Source organism: Nonomuraea sp. NPDC049028, from assembly GCF_043197735.1.
Classification (GTDB): domain Bacteria; phylum Actinomycetota; class Actinomycetes; order Streptosporangiales; family Streptosporangiaceae; genus Nonomuraea.
In genome coordinates this window covers 591,144-613,546 of record NZ_JBICTR010000001.1, presented here as the reverse complement: position 1 = coordinate 613,546, position 22,403 = coordinate 591,144, and the positions used below count along the sequence as shown (strand labels likewise).

General features: G+C 70.3%; 19 protein-coding genes. 12 read left to right on the top strand and 7 right to left on the bottom strand.

The window, feature by feature from the left end:
* Positions 1–30 precede the first annotated feature (30 nt).
* The 4 genes from ACGFJ2_RS02770 to ACGFJ2_RS02755 are packed head-to-tail and all read left to right on the top strand — an operon-like array spanning position 31 to position 5,609.
* Positions 31–1,671 (top strand): serine/threonine-protein kinase, encoded by a 1,641-nt coding sequence (locus ACGFJ2_RS02770; RefSeq protein ID WP_393463943.1) that lies wholly within the window; start codon positions 31–33, stop codon positions 1,669–1,671.
* A 4-nt stretch (positions 1,672–1,675) separates the two neighbouring features.
* Positions 1,676–3,277, top strand: coding sequence for a serine/threonine-protein kinase (locus tag ACGFJ2_RS02765; protein WP_357950900.1), 1,602 nt, complete (start codon positions 1,676–1,678; stop codon positions 3,275–3,277).
* Positions 3,278–3,279: 2 nt separating this feature from the next.
* Positions 3,280–4,848, top strand: a complete 1,569-nt coding sequence (locus tag ACGFJ2_RS02760) for a serine/threonine-protein kinase (RefSeq protein WP_393463940.1) — start codon at positions 3,280–3,282, stop codon at positions 4,846–4,848.
* The gene (locus tag ACGFJ2_RS02755) at positions 4,845–5,609 is read left to right on the top strand and encodes a hypothetical protein (RefSeq protein ID WP_357950894.1); all 765 of its coding nucleotides are present in this window, start codon (positions 4,845–4,847) and stop codon (positions 5,607–5,609) included. The genes ACGFJ2_RS02760 and ACGFJ2_RS02755 overlap by 4 nt, the downstream gene beginning before the upstream one ends.
* Positions 5,610–5,614: 5 nt before the next feature.
* Here the strand turns inward: ACGFJ2_RS02755 and ACGFJ2_RS02750 are convergent, their stop codons facing one another.
* From ACGFJ2_RS02750 to ACGFJ2_RS02735, 4 genes are read right to left on the bottom strand one after another with little or no spacing between them, the layout of a single operon-like run.
* Entirely contained in the window at positions 5,615–6,751 is a 1,137-nt protein-coding gene (locus ACGFJ2_RS02750; protein WP_357950891.1) for an acyl-CoA dehydrogenase family protein, read from the bottom strand.
* Between the two features lie 6 nt (positions 6,752–6,757).
* Complete coding sequence (locus ACGFJ2_RS02745; protein ID WP_357642855.1) at positions 6,758–7,669, bottom strand: hydroxymethylglutaryl-CoA lyase; 912 nt, start codon at positions 7,667–7,669, stop codon at positions 6,758–6,760.
* Positions 7,669–9,777, bottom strand: a complete 2,109-nt coding sequence (locus ACGFJ2_RS02740) for an acetyl/propionyl/methylcrotonyl-CoA carboxylase subunit alpha (RefSeq protein ID WP_393465274.1) — start codon at positions 9,775–9,777, stop codon at positions 7,669–7,671. The genes ACGFJ2_RS02745 and ACGFJ2_RS02740 overlap by 1 nt, the downstream gene beginning before the upstream one ends.
* Before the next feature lie 20 nt (positions 9,778–9,797).
* Positions 9,798–11,366, bottom strand: coding sequence for a carboxyl transferase domain-containing protein (locus tag ACGFJ2_RS02735; protein ID WP_393463935.1), 1,569 nt, complete (start codon positions 11,364–11,366; stop codon positions 9,798–9,800).
* A 64-nt stretch (positions 11,367–11,430) separates the two neighbouring features.
* Between ACGFJ2_RS02735 and ACGFJ2_RS02730 the strand changes: the two genes are divergently transcribed.
* The 5 genes from ACGFJ2_RS02730 to ACGFJ2_RS02710 all read left to right on the top strand — a co-directional run bounded on the left by ACGFJ2_RS02730 (position 11,431) and on the right by ACGFJ2_RS02710 (position 15,264).
* Positions 11,431–12,015, top strand: a complete 585-nt coding sequence (locus ACGFJ2_RS02730) for a TetR/AcrR family transcriptional regulator (RefSeq protein WP_393463932.1) — start codon at positions 11,431–11,433, stop codon at positions 12,013–12,015.
* 222 nt (positions 12,016–12,237) lie between these two features.
* A complete protein-coding gene (locus ACGFJ2_RS02725; RefSeq protein ID WP_357950880.1) occupies positions 12,238–12,720 on the top strand; it encodes a PadR family transcriptional regulator in 483 nt (160 codons plus the stop codon).
* 3 nt (positions 12,721–12,723) lie between these two features.
* Positions 12,724–13,704, top strand: coding sequence for an ATP-binding cassette domain-containing protein (locus tag ACGFJ2_RS02720; protein WP_357950877.1), 981 nt, complete (start codon positions 12,724–12,726; stop codon positions 13,702–13,704).
* 37 nt (positions 13,705–13,741) lie between these two features.
* Positions 13,742–14,596 carry an ABC transporter permease gene (locus ACGFJ2_RS02715; RefSeq protein WP_393463928.1) on the top strand — a complete coding sequence of 285 codons (855 nt, stop codon included), beginning with the start codon at positions 13,742–13,744 and terminating at the stop codon, positions 14,594–14,596.
* 95 nt (positions 14,597–14,691) lie between these two features.
* On the top strand, positions 14,692–15,264 hold the full coding sequence (locus tag ACGFJ2_RS02710; protein ID WP_393463925.1) for a hypothetical protein: 573 nt from the start codon (positions 14,692–14,694) through the stop codon (positions 15,262–15,264).
* 60 nt (positions 15,265–15,324) lie between these two features.
* Here ACGFJ2_RS02710 and ACGFJ2_RS02705 read toward each other — a convergent pair whose 3' ends face one another.
* Positions 15,325–16,674, bottom strand: a complete 1,350-nt coding sequence (locus ACGFJ2_RS02705) for a hypothetical protein (RefSeq protein WP_393463922.1) — start codon at positions 16,672–16,674, stop codon at positions 15,325–15,327.
* 198 nt (positions 16,675–16,872) lie between these two features.
* Here ACGFJ2_RS02705 and ACGFJ2_RS02700 point away from each other — a divergent pair, with 198 nt between their 5' ends.
* Positions 16,873–19,092, top strand: coding sequence for a thiamine pyrophosphate-dependent enzyme (locus tag ACGFJ2_RS02700; RefSeq protein WP_393463919.1), 2,220 nt, complete (start codon positions 16,873–16,875; stop codon positions 19,090–19,092).
* A 1-nt stretch (position 19,093) separates the two neighbouring features.
* Here ACGFJ2_RS02700 and ACGFJ2_RS02695 read toward each other — a convergent pair whose 3' ends face one another.
* Together ACGFJ2_RS02695 and ACGFJ2_RS02690 are read right to left on the bottom strand one after the other, a co-directional pair.
* Complete coding sequence (locus tag ACGFJ2_RS02695) at positions 19,094–20,755, bottom strand: LLM class flavin-dependent oxidoreductase (RefSeq protein ID WP_393463916.1); 1,662 nt, start codon at positions 20,753–20,755, stop codon at positions 19,094–19,096.
* 65 nt (positions 20,756–20,820) lie between these two features.
* The gene (locus tag ACGFJ2_RS02690; RefSeq protein ID WP_357950859.1) at positions 20,821–20,991 is read right to left on the bottom strand and encodes a hypothetical protein; all 171 of its coding nucleotides are present in this window, start codon (positions 20,989–20,991) and stop codon (positions 20,821–20,823) included.
* On the opposite strand from ACGFJ2_RS02690, the gene ACGFJ2_RS02685 reads away from it, so the two are divergent.
* Positions 20,978–22,045: a DUF5937 family protein gene (locus ACGFJ2_RS02685; RefSeq protein WP_393463913.1), complete on the top strand. Its 1,068-nt coding sequence runs from the start codon at positions 20,978–20,980 to the stop codon at positions 22,043–22,045. The two genes, ACGFJ2_RS02690 and ACGFJ2_RS02685, sit on opposite strands and share 14 nt — an antisense overlap.
* 94 nt (positions 22,046–22,139) lie before the next feature.
* On the top strand, positions 22,140–22,286 hold the full coding sequence (locus ACGFJ2_RS02680) for a hypothetical protein (protein ID WP_393463910.1): 147 nt from the start codon (positions 22,140–22,142) through the stop codon (positions 22,284–22,286).
* The last annotated feature ends 117 nt before the right edge of the window (positions 22,287–22,403 follow it).

Here is a 22,403-nt window from a genome sequence, read left to right as displayed (position 1 = left end):
CCCTCATCGCGGCGGATCATTACGAATGGGATGCTGTTGACGCGTCCGGGATGGAAATATAGCGAACCGAAAGTCTTGCACACTATGGTCTCCAACGTGCCTGGTCTGGGGGATTCCAAAATCGCAGGCCGCTATCGGGTGCTACGGGCGCTCGGTCAGGGTGGCATGGGCACCATCTGGCTGGCTCACGACGAGCTGCTCGACCGCCAGGTCGCCATCAAGGAAGTACTGCTCCCGCAGTCCCTCGCCCCGGCCGAGCGGGCGGAGGCGCTTCAGCGGGCCATGCGCGAGGCGATGGCGGCCGCCCAGCTGCGGCATCCGGGCATCATCACCATTCACGACGTACTGTCCGAGGACGGGCGGCCGTGGATCGTCATGGAACTGCTCCGCGGCCGTGACCTCAAGGACGCGGTGGCCGCCGAGGGCCCGTGGTCGCCGGAGCGCACGGCGGCGATCGGGTTACGGGTGCTGGAGGCGCTGTCCGTCGCTCACGCGCACGGCATCCAACATCGCGACGTCAAGCCCGCCAACGTGTTCCTGACCGACGACGGCCGGGTGGTGCTGACCGACTTCGGCATCGCCAGGCTGGAGGACCAGGCGACGATCACCGAGTCCGGGCTGCTGATCGGATCGCCCGGGTTCATCGCCCCCGAGCGGCTGCGCGGCGAGCGCGGCGGGCCCGAGTCGGACCTGTGGTCGCTGGCCGCCACGCTGTACGCGGCCGTGGAGGGCCAGGCTCCGTACGTCGGCACCTCCCCCATGTCGGTGCTGCGTGACGCCCTGACCCTGCCGCCCCGGCCGCCCCAGCGCGCCGGGAATCTGGGGCCGGTGCTGATGATGATGCTGGCCCGCGACCCGTACCAGAGACCCGCCCCGCAGGCGGCCGAGCAGCTGCTGCGGCGGGTCGCGGAGGGCGGCCCGGCGCTGGCGGTCACGCAGCCGATGGCCGGGCGCGCGAACCGGCTGCCGATCGTCGTCGGCGGCGCGGTGGTCGCGGCGGCGGTGCTGGCGGGTACGGTGGCGTTCGTGGCCCTGCGGCCCGCGGACACCCCCGCGACACCCGTGGCGGAGACCGTGAAGCAGCAGCCGCACACCACGTCCCCCACTCCCACCCCCAGCAAGGAACCCGAGCCGGCGAAGACCCCCAAGTTCACCGCCGCCGTGAACCTGTGCACGCTGCTCACCCCCGCGCAGGTCGCCAAGCTCGTGCCCGGCGCGGGCAAGGGCAAGGGCAAGCGCGACGGCGACAGGTGCGAGTGGACCACCCGCGGCAAGGGGCTGTCCGCCGAGGTACTGACCAACATCGGCGGGCCCGACAAATGGAGCGCGGTCCCGGAAGACGCCGAGGAGGAGTACATCGGCCGGCGCAACGGCGCAAGCGAGGGCTCGGAGTTCACCTGGACATGGCCGGAGGTCGGCCTCACCAAGGGGATCAAACAGCAGCGCCGCCACGTCGAGGACATCGACGGCATCGGCGATGAGGCGTACGGCTACGAGTTCGTCAGCCCGAAGGGCAACGCCGAGAACATCACCGTGGTCTTCCGGCTCAGCAACGTGAACGTCCAGATCGGCTACGTCAACGTCAACAAGATCGGCGACAACGCCGCCCTGCGCAAGGGGGCGCGTGACGCCGCGCGATGGCTGGCCGAGGCATTGAACCGCCAGGAGTGAGGCAATGAACCAACCGCGACTCGTGGGCGGCCGCTACCAGCTGCTCGAACAGCTCGGCCGCGGCGGCATGGGCATCGTCTGGCGCGCGCACGACACCATGATCGGCCGCGAGGTGGCGGTGAAGCAGGTACTGCTCCCGCCGAACCTCTCCCCCGCCGACCAGGCCGCGCTGCGACACCGTACGCTGCACGAGGCCCGCGCGGCGGCCGGGATCCGGCACCCCGCGGTGGTCGGCATCCACGACGTGATCGACGACGGCGGCCAGCTGTGGATCATCATGGAGCTGGTCCGCGGGCGCTCGCTCGACCAGGTCGTCAAGACCGGCGGGCCGATGGGGGCGCCGTGGGCGGCCTCGATCGGGCTGTTCGTGCTGTCGGCGCTGGCCTCGGCGCACACGCGCGGCCTGCTCCACCGCGACGTCAAGCCGGGCAACGTGCTGCTCGCCGATGACGGCCGCATCCTGCTGTCCGACTTCGGCATCGCCGCCCCGACGGGTGCGGCCCAAGCGGGTCCCCAGCAGGGCGGCGTGCCGGTGGGCACAGCGGGGTTCACCGCGCCCGAATGCCTCACCGAGAGCGTCGCGCCGGGGCCGCCGTCCGACCTGTTCTCGCTCGGCGCGACGATCTACACGGCGGTGGAGGGCGTACCGCCGTTCCAGCGCAACACCGCGATCGCCACGCTCGGCGCGGTGATGACCGAGCCGCCCAGGCCGGCGCAGCGGGCCGGCACGCTCACCCCGCTCCTGCTCGGCCTGCTGGCCAAGGACCCCGCCCACCGGCCCGACGTACGCACGCTGCGGCGGGGACTGGAGCAGGTGGCGGGCCACGCGGTGCCCACCGTCAGGACGCCCGCGCCCGCGTGGGTGGTCTCGCGCACGGCCGCGTACGGCTCGGCGGCGGCCGTGGTCGTGGCGTTCGTCGTCGCGGTCACGCTCATCCTGACCATGGGGTCGTCCGCCGCCCCGCCGCAGGCCACGCCGTCGGCGGCGGCACGGACCACGAAGCCGGCGCCGAGCAAGGCCGCCCCGACGAGCGCGGCGCCCACGGCCTCGGTTTCCGCCAGTCCCTCGCCCGCGGTCACGCTGCCGGCCGGCAAGTTCTCCAAGGTCCCCCGGCCCTGCCAGCTGCTCACCAGGGCGCAGGCCACCCAGCTCGTCGGCGCGTTCATCACGTCCTCGACCGACCCGACGTTCAGATGCGCGTGGTCAACCACGGGCCTCCCCCCGGCGGGCAAGGAGCTGAGCGTCTTCCTGACACTCTGGCTCTACGCGCCGCAGGGCGACGGCTACGAGACCACGCTCGCGCAGGAGCACATCGCCGGGGCGCGGAAGGAAGCCGAGGACAAGGCGGGCAGGGGCGGCTCGGGCGAGAAGCAGGGCGAGGTCTTCGAGATCCCCGGCGCGGGCGAGGAGGCCATCGCGTACGAGATCTCCCGGGTGAAGTTCAACGACAAGGCGGAGGCCGAGGTACACGTACTCTTCCGCACCGGCAACATGGTGGGCGAGTTCCGCTTCGTGCACGACGTGGCCAAGGACGCCACGCTGCGGGACAAGGCCGCGCGGGCGGCCAAGTTCCTGGCCGCGAACCTCGACGCCAAGGCCTCCTGACCATGCGCGTGATCGCCGGACGCTACCAGTTGCTCGCCCCGCTCGGGGCGGGCGGCGCGGGCACGGTGTGGCGGGCGCGTGACGAGCTGCTGCACCGCGAGGTCGCGGTCAAGGAGGTACGGCTGCCGCGCGGCCAGGACCAGCAGCGGGCCCTGATCGACACGCTGCGCGAGGCCAGGGCGGCGGCGGCGCTGAACCACCCGTCGATCATCACCGTGCACGACGTGATCTCCGAGGGCGGCCAGCCCTGGATCATCATGGACCTGCTCGCGGGCACCTCGCTGGGCGATCTGGTCAAGACGCGCGGCCCGCTGCCGCCCGGCCACGTCGCCACGATCGGCCTGCGCGTACTCGACGCGCTGGAGGCCGCCCACCACCGCGGCATCCTGCACAGGGACGTGAAGCCCGGAAACGTGATGATCACCGATGTCGGTGAGGTCGTGCTGACCGACTTCGGCATCGCCGCGCACACGGGCGACGCCCCCGGCGCGGGTACGGCCGCCGCCGCGGCGCACGCCGGCGACGTCGCGGGCTCCCCCGGCTACATCGCGCCCGAACACCTGCGCGGCGAGCCCGCGGGCCCGATGGCCGACCTGTGGTCGCTCGGCGCCACCCTGTACCTGGCCGCGGAGGGCCGGGCGCCGTTCGAGCGCGACTCGGCGATGGCGATCGTCGCGGCCGTGCTCACGCTGCCACCACCGCCGCCCGTCAACGCGGGCCCGCTCGGCGGCCTGCTCCTGGCGATGCTCGACCGCAACCCCGCCGCCCGGCCGCACCCTCGGGCCATCAGGGCGCACCTGGAGTCACTGGCGATCCCGCTGCCCGTCCGGCCGCGCGAGACCGCGCCCGCCACGATTCCGATCCGGGCGGGGTCGCGCCGCCGTACACCGCTCGTGCTGGGCGGTCTCGCGGCGGGTACGGCCATCGCGGTCACGGCGGTCGTACTCGTCAACAGCTCCGGAGGCTCTCCAACCGTCACGACGTCGGCCACCCCCGTCGCCCAGCCCGCCTCGACCACGGCGCCCCCGACCCCGGCGCCCTCTCCCACCACGGCGCCCCCGACCGCACCGGCCAGGGGCGACGGCCAGTTCGGCCAGCCGCCGAAGGCGTGCTCCCTGCTCACCGACGACCAGGCGCAGACCGTCCTGCCCGGCTCCCATTCCAAGCAGCCCGCCCTCTACGACGAGAGCGAATGCTACTGGTCGGTCGGCACGCTCGGGCTTCTCGACCGCACGTCCATCAACCTCAAGGTCAAGTACTCCGGCACGGTCAAGGCCGCCGAACGTGCCTTCACCCAGACCGTACGGTCCCACGACACCAAGGCGGGCAGCCAGCAGACGGTGACGACCTCGCGCACCAGGACGGTGCGCGCGGGCGACGAGGCGGCCGCCCAGGACAACGAGGCCGGCATCACCCACACCTCGACGACCACCATATGGATGCGGGTCAGCAATGTGATCATCCAGGTGGAGGCCAGCCATCCGAAGCGAACGAAGGTGACCCCCCAACTCCGGGACACCGCTCTCAAGACCGCCCGCGCGGTGGCCGACACCCTCCAGAAGGCGCGATGAACCAGCAAAATGACTTCCCGACCGCGGCCGTGCCGCGCACCGCTCCCACCCAGCAGTCCCGCCCCGGGCTGCGGGTGACGCCGGCGATCCTGAGCGTGGCGGCGGCCGTGGTCGTGCTCATGCTGTTCACCGTCCTGTTCCTGCTGACCCGGCAGCCCGACAAGTCGGCGGCCGTGGCCATACCCGTCAAGACCACGCGGACGGTCGAGCCCTCAGTCAGCCCGCCTTCGCCCAGCGAGCAGGCCGGCACGAGCGAGCCCGCGCCGACCGGCGCCGCCACGTTCACCAAGACCGTCGACCCATGCACGGTCACGGACGAGGACCTGGTCAAGAAGCTGACGTTGTTCCCGGACAAGTCGCAGATCAAGGCCGAGGAGTGCGAGTGGTCGACGCTCGCGCCCGGCTCGGGGATGCCGGGCAACATGCAGTTCCGGCTCCAGGTGTACGTGAAGGTCTTCCCGGGTGACGTGGCGGCGGCGCACGAGCAGTTCGTCGCGCAGCGGCAGGAGGCCGTCCTTCTGGCCAAGACCTCCACCCCCGCCGAGCCGCCCATCGGCGACGCCTCCTGGACCACCCTCTACACGCTGCCCGGCGACACGGGCAAGGGGCCGACCATCGCGACCGCCGGCGTCCGGGTCAGCAACGCGGTGATCCAGGTGACCTACCAGCGGCACGTCACCGAGGACCCGACGGGCAGGCTGACCAAGGGCGCCCTGGACGTGGCCAGATCGGTCGCCGAGAAGCTCGGCACGTCGAACTGATCGGTTTACAGGTCGCCCAGGCCGAGCTGGCGGGCGATCAGCATACGCTGGACCTCGCTGGTGCCCTCGCCGATCTCCAGGATCTTGGCGTCGCGGTAGAAGCGGCCCACCGGGAACTCGTTCATGAACCCGTAGCCGCCGAAGACCTGCGTCGCGTCGCGGGAGTTGTCCATGGCGGCGTTGGAGGAGACGAGCTTGGCGATCGCCGCCTCCTTCTTGAACGGCACGCCGGCCAGCATCTTCTCGGCCGCGTGGTAGTAGGCCAGGCGGGCGGTGTGGGCGCGGGCCTCCATGTCGGCGATCTTGAACTGGATGGCCTGGTAGTGGCCGATCGGGTGGCCGAACGCGCGTCTGTCCCTGACGTAGCGCAGGCATTCGTCCACGCAGCCCTGGGCCAGGCCGACGCCGACGGCGGCGATGGCGATGCGGCCCTCGTCGAGCGTCTGCAGGAACTGGGCGTAGCCGCGGCCGCGCTCGCCGAGCAGGTTCGCGGCGGGGACGCGGCAGTCGGAGAAGGACAGCTCCCTGGTGTCGGAGGCGTTCCAGCCGACCTTGGAGTACTTCTTCGAGACCGTGAATCCGGGCGTCCCGGACGGCACGAGGATGGTGGAGATCTCCCGCTCGCCGGTCAGCGCGGCGACGCCGACCACGCCGGTGATGTCGGTGCCCGAATTGGTGATGAACGCCTTGGTGCCGTTGATCACCCACTCGGCGCCGTCGAGCGTGGCCGTGGTACGCATGCCGCCGGGCACGTCGGAGCCGCCGCCGGGCTCCGTCAGGCCGAACGCGCCGAGGGTCTCCCCCGCCGCCATCCCCGGCAGCCAGGTCGCCCGCTGCTCGGGCGTACCGAATCGGTAGATCGGCATGGCGCCCAGCGACACCGCGGCCTCCAGCGTGATCGCCACGCTGGAGTCGGCGCGCGCCAGCTCCTCCAGGGCGAGGCAGAGCGCGAAGTAGTCGCCGCCCATGCCGCCGTACTCCTCGGGGAAGGGCAGGCCGAACAGGCCCATGGCGCCCATCCGGCGCACGATGTCGTACGGGAACTCCTCCCGCTCGTAATAGTCGCCGATCACCGGCGCCACCACGTCGCGGGCGAACGCCTCGACGGTCTTGCGCAGCTCTTCGTACTCGTCGGTCAGCATGGCGGGTCAGCCTTTCGCGAGGGCCTGGACGACGCGGGACGGGCTGGGGCGGCCGAGCCGCTCGGCCAGCCAGGTGCTCGTGGACACGAGCTTGTCGAGATCGAGGCCGGTGTCGATGCCGAGCCCGTGCAGCATCCACACGAGGTCCTCGGTGGCGAGGTTGCCCGTGGCCGACTCGGCGTAGGGGCAGCCGCCGATGCCGCCGGTGGAGGCGTCGACGACGGTCACGCCCGACCGGAGCGCGGCCAGCGTGTTGGCCAGGGCCTGGCCGTAGGTGTCGTGGAAGTGCACGGCCAGCCGGTCGGGATCGCGGAACGACTCGATCAGCGCGGTCACATGCCCGGGGGTGCCGACGCCGATGGTGTCGCCGAGCGACAGTTCGTGGCAGCCGAGGCCGAGCAGCCGCTCGCCGACCGCGACGACCTGCGCGATGGGCGTCGGGCCCTCCCATGGGTCGCCGAAGCACATCGAGACGTACGCGCGGACCTTGACGCCGTTGTCGATCGCCCTGGCCACGACCGGCTCGAACATGTCGAACTGGCTCTCCAGGCTCCGATTCAGGTTCTTGGCGGCGAAGGTCTCGGTGGCGCTGGCGAAGACGGCGATCTCCTCGACGTCGTGGGCCAGCGCCCGGTCCAGGCCGCGCGCGTTCGGGACGAGCACCGGGTAGCGGACGCCGGGCCGCCGGTCGAGCCTGGTGAGCAGCTCTTCCGCGTCGGCCAGCTGCGGCACCCAGGTGGGGTGGACGAAGCTGGTGGCCTCGATCACCCGGTGGCCCGCGTCGGCGAGGCGGTCGATGAACTCGGCCTTCACCTCGACCGGGACGATCGCGGATTCGTTCTGCAGACCGTCGCGCGGGCCCACCTCGTAGACGGTGACCTGGTGCGGAAGGCCCTCCATCGGGTACGGCCTGCGCATCAGGACTCCCCGGCGGTGACGACGGCCAGGACGGCGTCCATGTCGACCGGCTGGCCCGCCTGCACGGGCAGCTCGGTGACCCGTCCGTCGCAGGGGGCGGTGACGGTGTGTTCCATCTTCATGGCCTCCACGATGAGGAGCGGCTGGCCCGCGCTCACCTGGTCGCCCGGCTGGGCCTTGACGACCAGGACGGTGCCGGGCATGGGGCTTCTGACCACGCCGTCGCCCGCGTGCGCGGCGCCCGGGCGGTCGCCGGGGTCGCCGATGCGGTGACGGGTCAGGGACCAGGACTGTCCGTCCCTGCCCAGCCAGAGGGTGTCGTCGTGGCGGGCGTGGGTGTAGTGGTGGGTACGGCCGGCCAGGGTGACGGTCAGCTTGGCGCCGTCGACCAGAAGCCTGGCCGGAACGGCCTCCCCGGGCACGACCCCGCCGACCCCGCCGACCGCGCCAGCCGCACCGGTCGCACCGGTCGCACCGGTCGCACCGGTCGCACCGGTCGCACCGGTCGCTGGGACGGTGGCAGTGGTGGCGGCGGTCTCTCGGGTTGCGACCTCTGGGGGAGTTATGCGGATTTCTGCTGATTTTTCGGGCAGGCCGCGTACCTGGACCGTGTGGACGCCGTCCCGCGACTCCAGCCGCCAGGCCGTCCACGCGCGCTCGCCGACCCGCCAGCCGTCCGCGACCTCCCACGGGTCCGTACCCTGAGGCACGGTGTGGAAGGCCAGCGCGGCGGCGGCCAGCACCTCCTCGGGCGGTCCGGCGGCCGGGACCAGCGCGGGCAGGACCCGCTCGACCAGCCCGGTGTCGAGCTCGCCCGCCCGCACCTCCGGGTGCGCCGCGAGCGCCCGCAGGAACGGGACGTTCGTGATCACCCCGAGCACGACGGTCTCGGCGAGCGCCTGGTTGAGCCGCCGGAAGGCCGCCTCCCGCGTGGGCGCCCACGCGATGACCTTGGCCAGCATCGGGTCGAACTCGCTGCCCACGACACCGCCCTCGACCAGCCCCGAGTCGACCCGGACGCCGCTCTCGGCGAGCCCCGAGTCCGCCCGGACGCCACCCGGCTCCGCCAGCCGCAGGACCCGGCCGCCCGTGGGCAGGAAGCCGCGCGACGGGTCCTCGGCGTAGACGCGGGCCTCGACGGCGTGGCCACGGAGGTGTACCTCGTCCTGGGTGAAGGGCAGCGGCTCGCCCGCCGCGACCCGGAGCTGGAGCTCCACCAGGTCGAGGTCCGTGACCAACTCGGTGACCGGGTGCTCCACCTGGAGGCGGGTGTTCATCTCCATGAAGTGGTATTCGCCGGTCGTGCCGTCGACGATGAACTCGACCGTGCCCGCGCTCACATAGCCCACCGCGCGGGCCGCCTCCACCGCCGCGGCGCCCATTCGCTCGCGCATCGCGGCGTCGACGAAGGGGGACGGCGCCTCCTCGATGATCTTCTGGTGGCGGCGTTGCAGGCTGCACTCGCGTTCGCCCAGATGGACGACGTTGCCGTGGGTGTCGGCCAGCACCTGGATCTCGATGTGGCGGGGGTTCTCGACGTAGCGCTCGATCAGCAGGGTCTCGTCGCCGAACGCGGAGCGGGCCGTACGGCGGGCCGACTCCAGCGCGTCGGGCAGCTCGGCGGCCGAACGGACCAGCACCATGCCCTTGCCGCCCCCGCCCGCCGACGGCTTGATCAGGGCGGGGAAGTCCGTCCAGGACAGCAGCGAGTCGCCGGGCTCGGCGCCGCCCGGAACCACGGGAACCCCGGCGGCCGAGACGGTGGCCTTGGCGCGGATCTTGTCCCCCATGGCGTCGATGGCCGCGGGCGGCGGGCCGACGAAGACCAGCCCCGCCTCGGCGCACCGGCGGGCGAACTCGGCGTTCTCCGCGAGGAACCCGTATCCGGGATGTACGGCCTGCGCCCCGGACGCCTCGGCCGCCGCCACCATCGCCCCCATGTCCAGATATTTCGGTATCTGGAGAGCGATGTCGGCCTCGCGGACGTGCCGGGCGTCCGCGTCCGAGGCCGTGTGGACGGCCACCGACGTGATGCCGAGCGCACGCAGCGTGCGGATGACCCGGACGGCGATCTCGCCCCGGTTGGCGACGAGGACACGGGTGAACATGGGCAGCGTGGTCAACGTGGTCACATCCGGAAGACGCCGTAGCCGACGGGGTCGAGCGGGGCGTTGGCCGCCGCGGAGAGTGCCAGGCCGAGGACCGTACGGGTGTCGAGCGGGTCGATCACGCCGTCGTCCCACAGCCGGGCCGTGGAGTAGTAGGGGTTGCCCTGGTGCTCGTACTGCGCCCTGATGGCCTCCGCGTCGGCGTTGCCGACGGTGGTGAGCACGTTCGCGGCCTGCTCGCCGCCCATGACCGAGATGCGGGCGTTCGGCCACATCCACAGGAACCTGGGAGAGTACGCCCGCCCGGCCATCGCGTAGTTGCCCGCGCCGAACGACCCGCCGATCACCACGGTGAACTTCGGCACCCTGGCGCAGGAGACCGCGGTGACCATCTTGGCACCGTGCTTGGCGATGCCGCCCGCCTCGTACGCCTTGCCGACCATGAACCCGCTGATGTTCTGCAGGAACACCAGCGGGATGCGCCTGCGGTCGCACAGCTCGATGAAGTGCGCCCCCTTCAGGGCGGACTCGCTGAACAGGATGCCGTTGTTCGCGATGATCCCGACCGGGTGCCCATGCAGGTGGGCGAAGCCGGTGACCAGCGTCGCGCCGTACTCGGCCTTGAACTCCAGGAACCGCGAGCCGTCGACGAGCCGCGCGATGATCTCCCGCACCTCGTACGGCCGGCGGGTGTCGGCGGGCACGATGCCGTAGAGGTCGCGCGGGTCGTGGCGGGGCTCCTCGGGCTCGACCCGGTCCCAGGGCCGCTCGGTTCTCGGGGCCAGCGTGGAGACGATGTCGCGGACGATGGCCAGCGCGTGCGCGTCGTCGTCGGCCAGGTGGTCGGTGACGCCGCTGACGCGGGCGTGCAGGTCGCCGCCGCCCAGCTCCTCGGCCGTGACCTCCTCGCCGGTGGCCGCCTTCACCAGCGGCGGGCCGCCGAGGAAGATCGTGCCCTGGTCGCGCACGATGACGGCCTCGTCGCTCATGGCCGGGACGTACGCGCCGCCCGCCGTACACGATCCCAGCACGGCGGCGATCTGCGGGATGCCGCGCGCGGACATCGTGGCCTGGTTGTAGAAGATGCGGCCGAAGTGCTCCCGGTCGGGGAAGACCTCGTCCTGCTTGGGGAGGAACGCGCCGCCCGAGTCGACCAGGTACACGCACGGCAGGTGGTTGTGCAGCGCCACCTCCTGCGCGCGCAGGTGCTTCTTGACGGTGATCGGGTAGTACGTGCCGCCCTTCACGGTGGCGTCGTTGGCCACGACCACGCACTCGCGCCCGGCGATCCGGCCGACGCCGGTGATGATCCCGGCGGCCGGCGCCTGGTCGTCGTAGAGGCCGTTGGCGGCCAGCGGCGACAGCTCCAGGAAGCGGGAGCCGGGGTCGAGCAGGCCGTCGACGCGGTCGCGTGGCAGCAGCTTGCCGCGTTCGACGTGGCGCTGCCGCGACCGCTCGGGACCGCCCGCGGCGGCCACGGCGAGGCGCTCCAGCAGGTCGGCGGCGAGCCGCTCGTTGAGCTCGGCGTTGTGCTTGTACGCCTCGCTGCCGGGGTCCGCGGCCGAGTTCAGCACCGGCCAGTCGCTCATGTATCCCCCTCCGTTATGAGGCAGATGTTAGTCATCATTAACGTAACCGTCTACCATGTGAGACGTGACGACGACGCGGAGCCGGGGCAGCCGGCGCCTGGAGATCCTCGGCGCGGCCGCGAACCTGTTCGCCGCGCGCGGCTTCCACGGCGTCTCGATCGAGGACATCGGCGGCGCCGTCGGCGTCTCGGGCCCGGCGCTCTATCGCCACTTCAGCGGCAAGGAGGCGCTGCTCGCCGAGATGCTGCTGGGCGTCAGCTCGCGGCTGCGCGAGTCGGCCGCCGCGGCGGTCACCTCGCCCGGCGGGCCCGAGGAGACGCTCGACGCGCTCCTGAACGTGCAGATCACCTTCGCGCTCGAACAGCCCGCGCTGATCACCGTGCACGACCGGGAGCTGGGCAACGTGCCCGAGCCGGAGCGGCGGCAGATCAGGCGGCTGCAGCGGCTGTACGTCGAGGAATGGGTCACCGTGCTGGCCGAGCTGCATCCGTCGTGCCCGCCCCCGCGCCTGCGGGCCGCCACGCACGCCGTCTTCGGGCTGCTCAACTCCACGCCGCACAGCGCCGGCGAGCTGCCCGCGCGCGCCATGCGCCTCCTTCTGCACGCGATGGCCCGGGCCGCCATCGCGGCCTCGGTTAACGCTCACTAACACAGCGCCACAACACCCAAAATGGGGCTATTCATGCCAACTATCTAGATATATCGTCACGCTATCTCGATAGTTGGAGGCGTGATGCGTGATCCACACATGTGGGAAGGGCCGCCCGGCGCCCCACCGCCACCGCACCCCCCGCTTCCCCCGGGCCCGCCTGGTCCGCCGGTCTTTTCGGGCGGCGGGCCGGGAATGGGAGGTGCGCCGGGGATGGGCGGCATGCCCGATGTGCCGCCGATGGGCTGGGAGGGCGGCGCTCCGCGCGTACGGCGGGGAGACGTCAGGGCCGCGCTGCTGAGCCTGCTCGCCGAAGGGCCGAAGAACGGCTACCAGATGATCCAGGACATAGAGGAGCGCAGCCGCGGAGTGTGGCGGCCCAGTCCCGGCTCGGTCTATCCGGCACTCCAGCAACTGGAGGACGAGGGCCTGGTCACCGGTGACGACACCGGCGGTTCCCGGCTCTACAGCCTGACCGAGCAGGGCCGTGAGCGGGCCGTACGTCATCTCGACGGCGAGCCGCCCTGGGACGAGGTGGCGCGCTCCGTGCCCGAGGACCGGCACGAGCTGCGACTGCTGTGGGCCCAGCTCAACGAGGCGTTCAGCCACCTGGCGCGGACGGCCAACGACCAGCAGGTCGTCCGGGCCAAGAAGCTGCTCAGGCAGACGCGCAAGTCCGTTTTCCAGATCCTCGCGGAGGACTGAGCGATGACAGACGCGGCGGTGGCCGTACACGGCTTAAGGAAGGACTACGGGAAGATCGAGGCCGTCAAAGGCGTCGACTTCGACGTGGCCCCCGGCGAGGTCTTCGGCTTCCTCGGCCCGAACGGAGCCGGGAAGACCACCACGATCAGCATGCTCTGCACACTCGTCAACCCGACCGGCGGCAGCGCGACGGTCGCCGGGTACGACGTGGTGCGCCAGCGCGACGAGGTACGCCGGAACATCGGCCTGGTCTTCCAGGACCCGACGCTCGACAGCTACCTGAGCGCCGAGCAGAACCTGCGCTTCCACGCCGAGCTGTACGGTGTGCCGAAGAGCGTCGTCGGCGACCGGATCCGGCAGGTCATGGAGATGGTCGCGCTCTGGGACCGCAAGGACGCCAAGGTCATGACGTTCTCCGGCGGCATGAAGCGGCGGCTGGAGATCGCCCGCGGGCTCCTGCACTCACCCCGGGTGCTGTTCCTGGACGAGCCCACGGTCGGCCTCGACCCGCAGACCCGCTCGGCCATCTGGGGCTACATCAACCAGCTCCGGCGCCTGGAGGACATCACCATCTTCATGACCACCCACTACATGGACGAGGCCGAGTACTGCGACCGGATCGCGATCATCGACCACGGCGAGGTCGTCGTCATCGACTCGCCGGAGGCGCTGAAGGCCAGCGTCGGCAAGGATCGGGTACAGATCCACACCGGCGACGACGCCGCCGCGATCCGGGCGCTGCGCGAGGAGTTCGGCCTGGAGGCGGCCGTACACGAGGGCGCGGTGACGTTCGCCGTGGCGTCGGGCGAGGAGTTCGTGCCCCGGCTGTTCGCCGAGTTGGGCATGCCGATCAGGTCGGTGAGCGTCTCACGGCCCTCACTCGACGACGTGTTCATGAACTACACGGGTTCCACGATCCGCGACGCCGAGGAAGGCGGCGAGTCGGGCGGCCGGACGTGGATGAGAGCGATGGCGAGGCGGTAGTCATGGCCTGGATCAACGCGATGGCGGGGTGGTAGGGATGGCGACAGAGGCGATCGGCGTCCGGGTGCCGGTGCAAGGCGCCGGGCACGACCTCCGGGCGGTCAAGGTGGTGCTGCACCGGGAGCTGCTGCGGTTCGTCAACGACCGCACCCGCATGCTGTCGATGCTGCTGCAGCCGGTGCTGTGGCTGTTCGTGATGGGCACCGGGCTCGGCTCACTGGTGCGCGGCGCCATCCCGGGCATCGACTACCGCACCTTCATGTATCCCGGCATGATCTCGATGACCGTGATCATGACCGGCATGTTCTCGGCCGGGTCCATCGTGTGGGACCGCGAGTTCGGCTTCCTGCGCGAGATGCTCGTCGCCCCGGTCTCACGCGGGGCGATCGTGGTCGGCAAGTGCCTGGGCGGGGCCGTGGTGGCCACCGGGCAGGGCGTCATCATCCTGGCGATGGCCGGGCTGGTCGGCGTACCGTACTCGCCGGCACTGATCGTGACGATGCTGGCGGAGATGTTCCTCGCGGCGTTCACGATCACGGCGTTCGGGGTGATGCTGGCGGCCCGGATGCGGAACATGCAGACGCTCTTCGGTCTCATGCAGATGGCGATCATGCCGATGCTGTTCCTGTCGGGGGCCATGTTTCCGCTGGCCAACCTGCCGTCGTGGCTGCACCTGCTGACGGTGATCAACCCGATGACGTACGCGGTGGACCCGATGCGGCACGCGGTGTTCTCCTACCTCGACGTGCCCGCGCAGGTGAACGCGGTGCTCAATCCCGGGGTCCGGTGGTTCGACTTCCAGGTGCCGGTGGGGGTGGAGCTCGGGGTTGTGGCCTTGCTGGGGGCTGTTCTGCTGGGGGTTGGGATCGCGCAGTTCAGGCGGGCGGAGTAGGTCGTACAGGTTTTCGTATCTGGTTGCGACGCTCCGGTCACGGAGGGTAACTTCTGCGATGCAAGCGCAATCCCCCCTTCAAAGGAGCGCCAGAGTTGGACTTGCACGCGGCAGTGATTGAGCTCGAGGGCCGGGTCTCCGTACTCGAGAGACGTACAGTTAGCGGTGTGCCTGACATGACGGTCGCCGAACGGTTCAACACCCACCATGAGCGCGCGGACGCCATGGGCAAGAACATCCTCGACAAGATCGACAAGCGGACCAAAGAGCTCAACCAGAAGATCGACAGCCGGGCGAACCAGCTCGACGAGAAGATCTACACGCTCAATAGCGACACATTGGATGGCTTCGACCGGGTCAACCAAGACATTGCAAAGGTCAATCATCGCCTCGATCAGCAGAACACCAGGCTCGACAACCTCGAGTTGTCCATGGCCCGTCGATTCGAGGCCGTCGACAAGGACATAGCCGAACTCAAGACCGATGTCAGTGAGCTCAAGACGGGAGTCGGTGAGCTCAAGACCGATGTGGGTGAGCTCAAGACCGATGTGGGTGAGCTCAAGACCGATGTGGGTGAGCTCAAGACCAATGTCGGTGAGCTCAAGACCGGGTTCGGTGAGCTCAAGTCGATGCTCATCAGCCTCGGCGCGAAAGCCCCCGAGTCCTAGCAAAGACGCATGAGGCCCGGAGCAACCTGCCCCGGGCCTCAAACCAGCGATTCCGACGTGTTACCGCTTCACGCGGACATAGTCACTACGGCTGCTGTCTCCGTAGAAATCGTCGTCCCCGCCGAACACGAACTTCCACGAGCCCGACTTCCACGCCTTGACCCTGACGTACAGCTTGCCGCTGTCACCGGACCGCGTGGTCTTCACGTACTGCCACTTGTGCGAGCCGACCGGCTTAAAGTACAGCGCGACCTTGCCCGCGTACCCCTCCCAGGATCCGCTGTCATCGATCTGCAGCACGCCCCTGGCCTTCAGGTACCTGCCGCGCTTGACCGGCTCCGGGTAGGCGTTGAACTTGATCACCCGGCTGGCCGACTTGTCGGCCGTCGGCGGCGGGGTTGGCTCGAGGACCTTGACCCAGGCGGCGTCGGAGACCGAGCCCTTGACGCCCCTGGTCCCCGCGAACGCGGCCCGCCACCAGCCCGAGGACTGCGCGGTCGCGGTGGCCCAGAAGCGGCCGTCGCGGTTCGTCACGTCGCTGGTGACGTACTCCCAGCGGCGCGAGCCGTCCTGCCTGAAGTAGATCGAGACCCGCTGGCCGGGCAGGGCCTGCCAGCGCTCGGCCTGCAGGGTGCCGGTGAAGTTCAGCCGGGCGCCCTTGTCGGCGGGCGCGGGGGTGACGTCGAAGCCGACGATCCTGCTGTCGGAATTGTGCCTGATCCGGACGTCGACCCGGTCGCTGTCGCTGACCGATGCCCTTGCTTCCTTGTTCCCGCCGAACTCGGCCCGCCACCAGCCGGTGGCATCGGCGCGCACCCTGGTGCTGAACCAGCCGTCGCGGCCGCTCGTGACCGTGGCGACCCGGCGGTAGGCGTCGGCACTCCGCTCACGGAAAGTAATCGCCACGACCCCGGTGTATCCCTTGCCGTCGGCCAGGAGTCGGCCGGAGACCTTGATCATGTCGCCGCGGTGCACCTGGCCGGGGCTGGCGCCGAAGTCCACGATCTTGGTGACGAGGGCCTTCTGGACGTCGAAGGTGCCGCTGGCGGACTTGTCGCCGTCACCGTGGGCGATGGCGAGGAAGCTCCACTTTCCGGCGTCCTTCGCCTCGAAGCTCTTCGTACCGGTCCACTTCGTCCACACGCCGAACGGCGCCGACTTGAGGTCGATGGGCGTGCCGACGCTCAGGCCGGGCGGCTTGAGCTGGAGTTCGGCTTTTCCGGCGTCCTTGGTGGTGAACGTGAACGTCACCGTGACCGGCTTGTCGAAGACCACGGCCGGGGAGCCCGGACTGAGGTCCACATTGGAGATGGCGGGGGCCTTGGCCGCGGCCGACGCCGATGGTGCCAGGGCGAGAAGCCCGGCGGCCGTCGCGAGCGCGACGGCGGCGACACGGATGCGTTGTAACATGCGGGTTCCTTTCTGGATCCCCTGGTGCTCAACGCGGCATTGAGGGTGCCACGCTTATCTTTCCCAGTAGACATTCAGGTTGGCCAGAAAGTTGCGGAATCTGACAACTTGTTATAGATCGGGGTCAATCGGACCGGTCCACAACATGTCACTCCCGACGGGCAGACGAACCCGGGATCGGGGCGACATAATCGCCTTGTGGCGCGCGACACTGTTGAGACTCATTTCACCCAAGCCATTGCGACGCTGAAGGGGGGCGCGGCCCGTGATCCCGGCCGGCCCGTCCGCGAGGGCACGTCGCTGACCGGTGAGCAGTGCCGCACCCTCTTCCAGCGCCAGCTCGACAGCCGCCTGCTCGACATCGCGGCCCGCTGGCTGCGCGCGCAGGAGCAGTCTTTCTACACGATCGGCTCGGCCGGGCACGAGGGCAACGCGGCGGTGGCCGCCGCGCTGCGGCCCGGCGACCCCGCGCTGCTGCACTACCGCTCCGGCGCTTTCTACCTGACCCGGTCCGAGCAGGCCGGACGGCTGCCCGAGCAGGGCATCCGCGACGTGCTCATGGGGCTGGCCGCCGCGGCCGACGAGCCGATCGCGGGCGGCCGGCACAAGGTGTTCGGCCATCCCGACCTGGCGATCATCCCGCAGACCTCGACGATCGCCAGCCACCTGCCGCGCGCGGTGGGCGTCGCCTTCGCCATCGAGCGGGGCCGCGCGCTGGGCGTCCCCACGCCGTGGGCGGACGACGCGATCACCGTGTGCAGCTTCGGCGACGCCTCGGTCAACCACGCCACGGCGCTGACCGGGTTCAACACCGCCGCCTACGCCACGCATCAGGGGCAGGCGCTGCCGATCCTGTTCGTGTGCGAGGACAACGGCATCGGCATCAGCGTCCGCACGCCCAAGGGCTGGGTGGCGGCGAGCGCGCGGCGTCCCGGCATCGAATACTTCGCCGCCGACGGCTGTGACCTGGCCGACGCCTACGACACGGCCGTCCGGGCGGTCCAGCACGTACGCGACAACCGCTCCCCCGCGTTCCTGCACCTGAGCACGGTCCGGCTCATGGGCCACGCCGGGTCCGACGTCGAGTCCGCCTACCGCACCCAGCGGGAGATCCGCGCCGACATGGAGCGCGACCCGCTCCTGGCCACCGCCCGGCTGCTGGTCGAAGCGGGGCTGGTCACGCCCGACGAGCTGCTCATGCAGTACGAGTCGTCGCGCGAGCACATACTGCGGATCGCCCTGGAGACCACCCGCAGTCCGCGCCTCGGCTCGGCCAAGGAGATCATGGAGCCGCTCGCGCCCCGCCGGCCCGAGATGATCGCCAGGATCAGCCCGGTGGCGGCCGAGGCGTCGGTCAGAGAACGCGCCTTCGCCGGTTCCCTGCCCGAGGCCGAGAAGCAACTGACCCTCTCCCAGGCCATCAACCGCACCCTGACCGACGCGCTCGCCGTCTACCCGGAGATGATGGTCTTCGGCGAGGACGTCGCCAAGAAGGGCGGCGTCTACGGCGTCACCCGGGGGCTGCAGAAGCGGTTCGGTGGCGGGCGGGTGTTCGACACGCACCTCGACGAGCAGTCCATCCTGGGGCTCGCGCTCGGGTCGGGGGTGTCGAAGCTGCTGCCCGTGCCGGAGATCCAGTATCTGGCGTACCTGCACAACGCGCTCGACCAGCTCAGGGGCGAGGCGTCGACGCTGTCGTTCTTCTCGCAGGGGGCCTATCTCAATCCGCTGGTGGTGCGGGTGGCGAGTTACGCCTACCAGAAGGGGTTCGGCGGCCACTTCCACAACGACAACGCGGTCGGGGCCCTGCGCGACATCCCCGGCCTGGTCATCGCCTCGCCGTCGCGGCCCGACGACGCGGCGGCCATGCTGCGTACCTGTCTGGCGGCGGCCCGCACGGAGGGTTCCGTGTGCGTGTTCCTGGAGCCGATCGCGCTCTATCACACAAAAGACCTGTTCGAGGAGGGCGACGCGGGCTGGCTGGCGCCCTACGCGCCGCCGTCGCGCTGGCCGGAGACGCACGTCCCGATCGGGCGGGCGCGGTCCTATGGCGACGGGCGCGACCTCACGATCGTCACCTTCGGCAACGGGCTGCGGATGAGCCTGCGCGCCGCCGTACGCCTGACGCAGGAGGGCTACGGCTGCCGGGTGCTAGACCTGCGCTGGCTGGCGCCGCTGCCGGTGGAGGACCTGGTGCGGGCGGCGGAGCTGACCGGCAAGGTGCTGATCGCCGACGAGACCCGCCACACGGGCGGGGTGTCGGAAGGGATCGTGGCCGAGCTGATGGACGCGGGGTTCTCCGGGCAGGTGGGGCGGGTGACGTCGGCGGACAGCTTCATCCCGCTGGGCGAGGCGGCCGCTCACGTCCTGATGTCCGAGGAGGAGATCGAGCAAGCGGCGCGGAAGTTGCTTGGATGACTTAGTACGGCGAAGCGCCGCCGAACATCTCTCCCACCCGGGAGGCCAGCGTCACGTCGCCCGTTATCTGGAGGCGGCCCGACATCAGCAGGGCGGCCGGGTTCGCCGTACCTGCGACGATGCGGAGCAGGTCGGCGGCCGGGAGGGTGAGCGTGATGGACGGGGCGCGGGCCGGGCCGGGGAAAGCGCGGGCCCGGCGGCCTCGGATGGCGATGGTCCAGGTGGCACGGGGTTGGAGACGGAACTCGAGGGCGCCCTGGAAGCCGAAAGCCCTGTCCGGTCTGAAGGAGCGGGCCATGAGGGCGAACAGGAGTCGCTGACGGCCGGGGCTCAGCCAGCGGGTCAGGTCCTCGTCGGAGCGGCCCGCGACGAAGCGGGACAGAAGGTGCTGGCCCGTGAGGCGGGCTCGCTTGCGGGCCGCGGCGAAGACGTCCGCCGGGGTGAGCGGCGGGCGGTGGGTGACGCGGGACAGCTCCGCGTCCTCGTCGATCACGTACGGCTGGGAGAGCTTTCTGGCCGGAGAACGCCTGGACAGGGCGGCTTCGATGACCGGAGCGAGCCGGGCGGACTTGGCGCGCTCGCGCTCTTCACGGCCTTCGGTGAATGCGGGCAGGACCTTTTTCCCGAACAATTCAAGACTTTCGCAAATGTGCTCATGGCGATTCGGACCGGCCTGGAGTACGAAGATCATTTGATCCACGCCCGCCACCTCGTAGCGGCTGATGAGGTCGATGAGTTGCTGCGGACTCCCCAATGCGCCCGCGAGCGGATCCCTCCCCTGCGCCCCCACCTTTGGCTGATCTTTCGTGAAATTTCCCCAAATGCTGCTATGGCCGGGAGTGTGTTTCGACGGCCCGTAATAATGCGCCAGCGCATAGGCGAAGAAGGCCGCCCCCTGAGCGCCCCGATGCCGAGCCTCGGCGGGATCCTCGTGGCACATCATCGGCAGCACGACCGCCAGGTTGGCGTTGACCGCGAACCCGGCCGGCACGCACTCCGCCGACTCCAGCAGCTGGTAGTAGTCGCGCGACCACTTCCCCGCGTCCTCCGGATGCACGAACGCGAACGACAGCGCCCCGATCCCGTTCCGCGCCGCCAGATGGATCGTCTCCCGCCGCGAGCAGGCCACCCACAGGGGCGGGTGCGGCTTCTGCACGGTCTTCGGGATCACGTTGCGCGGCGGCATCCGCAGGTACGGCGAGTGCCACCCGGCGAACGGCTCCTCCACGAACATCCGGGTGATCGCGTCCAGCGAGTCCTGCCACATGGCCCGCTTCCGCTCCCGATCCACGCCGAACCCGCCCAGCTCGGCCGCCGAACTGGCCTCCCCGGTGCCGAAGTCGACCCGGCCACCCGAGACGAGGTCGAGCGTGGCGACGCGTTCGGCGACCCTGGCAGGGTGGTTGACCGGCGGCGGCACCTGCACGATGCCGTGGCCGAGCCGGATGTTCCTGGTGCGCTGGGAGGCGGCGGCGAGGAACACCTCCGGGGCGGACGAGTGTGAGTACTCCTCCAGATAGTGGTGCTCGACCTCCCACACATAGTCGAACCCGACCCGGTCGGCGATCTCGACCTGCTCCAGTGCGTCGGCGTACAGGCGCTGCTCGCTGTCCGGCTCCCAGGGGCGGGGCAGCTGATGCTCGTAGAAGATTCCGAACCGCACCTCAAGCCTCCGGTCTCAGAGACGATGCTTCCCACCATACGGCGGCGACATCACCGAGTCCCGGCTCAGATCTCGCGGCGCAGTGGGCTGAGCCAGATCGGTATCCAGCTGCACGCCATGATCGACGCACCTGCCCACATCGCCGCCCCCGTACCCCAGAGCTCGCCGAGGAGGCCCGCCAGCAGGCCGCCGACACCGACCGCGCCCATCAGGATCAGGCGCATGGTGGCGTTCATCCGGCCGAGCATCGAGTCGGGCGTGACCCGCTGCCGGAAGCTGACGAGCAGCACGTTGTTCAACCCGGGGCTTGAGCTGACATTCACCGCGCAGGATGCGGCCCATGTCCGTTTCGCCGTTTCTCCTCTGTGGGAGGTCGTCGCCAGCGTCCGGGTGGTGAAGAACCCGGCCGCCCATGCCGTACTCAAGCCCTGGGCCGAGCGGGTACGCCGGCGGCTCGCCGATGTCGACTGGCGGTTGCTGTCCGACCTGGTGCCGGTGCCCACGACCTCGATCGTCGGCTTCGTCAGCCCGCCACCCTCGACCTCCGTGCCCGACCTGGAGGTGGAGCTGGCCACGATGGTGGCGATGGCGCCCCTGGTCCGGGAGGGTCTCGACATCTGGGACGGTCCACCCACCAGAGCGCTCCAGGCGCTCCATGCCGACCCCGCGGGCGGTCTCGAACGGCTGGCCGAGGAGATCCGCGGCTACTGGGACGCGGCCATTGCGCCTTACTGGCCCCGGATCAGCAGCCTGCTCGACGGCGACGTGCTCTATCGCGCCAGGTCGCTGGCCGAGGGTGGCCTGCGGCACATGCTCAGCGACCTCGACACGGCCGTGACGTGGGAGGGAGAGACCCTGCGCCTGCCGAAGACGGCCTGCGAAGGAGTGCGTCCGCTGGGCGGGCTGGGGCTGTTGCTCGTGCCGTCGGTGTTCACCTGGCCGCGGGTCTTCTCCATCACGACCGCGCCCTGGCAGCCCACGATCCGCTACCCGCCGCGGGGCGTCGCGACGCTCTGGGAGCACCGCGAGAGCGACCCGCCACAGGCGCTGGCCGCCGTGCTCGGCCGGACCCGCGCCCGGCTCTTGGCCGAACTCGACCAGCCCGCCTCGACCAGGGAACTGGCCACCCGCCTCGACCTGTCGGAACCGGGCGCGAACCAGCATCTCACCGCGCTCCGCAAGGCCGGACTGACCAGCGCGCACCGTACTGGGAGATATGTGCTCTATGCCCGTACGGCCGTCGCCGAGGCACTGCTGGCCGGAGAACGGCAGGATGGGAGCTCGTCCTGAGCGGGCGTGAAAGCGATCGGGCGGATCGGGGGATAAGAGATATCCGCTGATCGCCGACGAGACCCGCCACACGGGCGGGGTGTCGGAGGGGATCGTGGCCGAACTGATGGACGCGGGGTTCTCCGGGCAGGTGGGGCGGGTGACGTCGGCGGACAGCTTCATCCCGCTGGGCGAGGCGGCCGCTCACGTGCTGATGTCCGAGGAGGAGAACGAGAAGGCGGCGCGGAAAGCTGATTTCTAGTCCGCCTTCGGTGAATGCGGGCAGAACCTTTTTCCCGAACAATTCACGGCTTTTGAAAATGTGCCCATGGCGATGGGGACCGACCTGGAGCACGAAGATCATTTGATCCACGCCCGT